This window comes from Alicyclobacillus tolerans, assembly GCF_900142255.1.
Classification (GTDB): Bacteria; Bacillota; Bacilli; order Alicyclobacillales; family Alicyclobacillaceae; genus Alicyclobacillus_I; species Alicyclobacillus_I tolerans.
In genome coordinates this window covers 1-1,830 of the sequence record NZ_FRAF01000059.1, presented here as the reverse complement: position 1 = coordinate 1,830, position 1,830 = coordinate 1, and the positions used below count along the sequence as shown (strand labels likewise).

Annotated in this window: 2 protein-coding genes; both read left to right on the top strand. The window is 49.9% G+C overall.

Features of this window, described 5'->3' with window-relative positions:
* Positions 1–192: 192 nt before the first annotated feature.
* Positions 193–555: a hypothetical protein gene (locus BUA75_RS15325; protein ID WP_129583701.1), complete on the top strand. Its 363-nt coding sequence runs from the start codon at positions 193–195 to the stop codon at positions 553–555.
* Positions 556–640: 85 nt separating this feature from the next.
* Positions 641–1,693 (top strand): ParA family protein, encoded by a 1,053-nt coding sequence (locus BUA75_RS15320; protein WP_129583700.1) that lies wholly within the window; start codon positions 641–643, stop codon positions 1,691–1,693.
* Positions 1,694–1,830: the final 137 nt, after the last annotated feature.

The following is a 1,830-nucleotide window of genomic DNA, read 5'->3' as shown; positions in this document are numbered from 1 at the left end:
CTCAGTCAAGCCTGTTCCAGCGCCGCAGATTGTGTGCCCTACGCCAGTCCCTTTGACCCTGCGGATGCCCTGATGGCGGGAGCCAAGTATCTTTCGTATCTTCGGGACTTGACGCATGGCACCTGGGAGAGTGCCAGCGAAGCCTACTACGGTCTGAACGCGACAGCGGATGCACAGTATGCGTCCGATTTGGTGGCACTCATGATGGCGTACACGGAAGATTTTATCCCGCCAGCACAGGGTCACGTATTTGGTTCCTTTCCGGTGACGCAATCCGGCGGTGTGGTGACGGCGGGAACGCTCACACCGAAAGAAGCCATGTGGTCGCATTCGGTACCGCTTTATGCGCCCGTATCCGGCATTGTGACGCGTCAGATACAGGGAGGGCGGGTCATCCTTGCCTTGCCAGATGGGACGGGTCTGACGATGCCGTATGCCGACTTTCTGCCGTTTGCGTTTGCCAAGGGAGAGCACACCGTGAATGTACAGGCGGGGGAGATTGTGGGGTATGTGAATGTGGCATCCGGGAGTGTAGAGGTGAACAGGGATAGGTGAATCTTTGGAGTGAGCAGAGTCACTTGAGGTGCGTTATAATCAAAGAAGTCAAGAAAGTTGGAAAATCGGAAGGGCGGATAATGGTATGGCGGATCCGACGGAACTTGTTTTTAAACGATATGAGGCTTATACGCGCGGGGAGGATATCCAGATTGACCTACCCACGTATGCACGCTATGCTGTGACCAATTTTCGAGGTGGTGTTGGAAAGACAACGCTGACGTTTAATTTAGGGTATGAATTGGTGAAAAAAGGACAAAAAGTTTTGTTTGCTGATGTTTGTCCACAAACCAATTTGTCGGAAATGTTTTTGCGTGATCAGTTCATGGTTGGAGCCAATCTTTACGACACCTTGACTACCGAAATTATGCCCGGAAGTGGTGGCAAAGGAGTCGGAGGCAGCGCTGTACGAGTGGGCGCTTCCTGTCCTTCTTTCTCGTATTCCGATACGTATTTGTTGAAGGGTTCGATGGATTTATATCTTTTCCCGGGCACGCTCTATCTGCAACTCAGTACGGCGGCTGCACTGATGCGGGAGCGCGCTATGGATACCGTGCGCAGTTTGTTGTTGGCATTGGATAGGGTATTGGCACGAGAAGAGCAGATGGTCGGTACCCAAAAAACGTTAATCGATTCCAGCCCATTCTTTGCCGGAGCCACACATTTGGCATGGATGGCTGCTGATGCGCTGATTGTACCTGTAAGAGTGGATCATGCATCCATTGTTGGACTGGATCTCTTATTACGCATGCTGACCGATCCCAGTATGGAATTCATTCGGTATTTACGTTTGGGTGGACTGGAGCGGGTGCCTAAGATTCACTCTATTCTCATTACTCACGGCAGTTGGTCAAGACGCAAACCTTACGAACCGGATGCCGCCACGCGAAATTTTGTTCATGCGGCTGTGCAACTCTCAGAACAATATGCTTCGGTCTTCGAGAGTCATCAACCAGAACAACACGTGTTTTTGTTGGATGATTTTCTGTCTTCCGGCAAAGTCAGTGGAGAGCGAAGTATCCCGATTGGTGAACTCAGAGCAGGGCAACAATTTTCTATTCGTGGACAAAAATTGTTTATCAACGAGTCTGTAGTGCGCTATCAGAAACAACTTCAATTTTTAGCTAAATTGCTTTAGGTTTCTGTAGTTCACAAACTGGACTTTGGTCTTTGCCACCTCTTCTTTCCTCTACAAAGCGAACGGAAAGGTGGTGGATTACCATCGGTTCTCTGCAAGTATTGCCCATGATTCTCGGTGTACTTCTGTTTCTCGCC

Coding starts and splice junctions, on each gene's coding strand:
- BUA75_RS15320 (WP_129583700.1), top strand. CDS start 641: ATGGCGGATCCGACGGAACTTGTTTTTAAACGATATGAGGCTTATACG.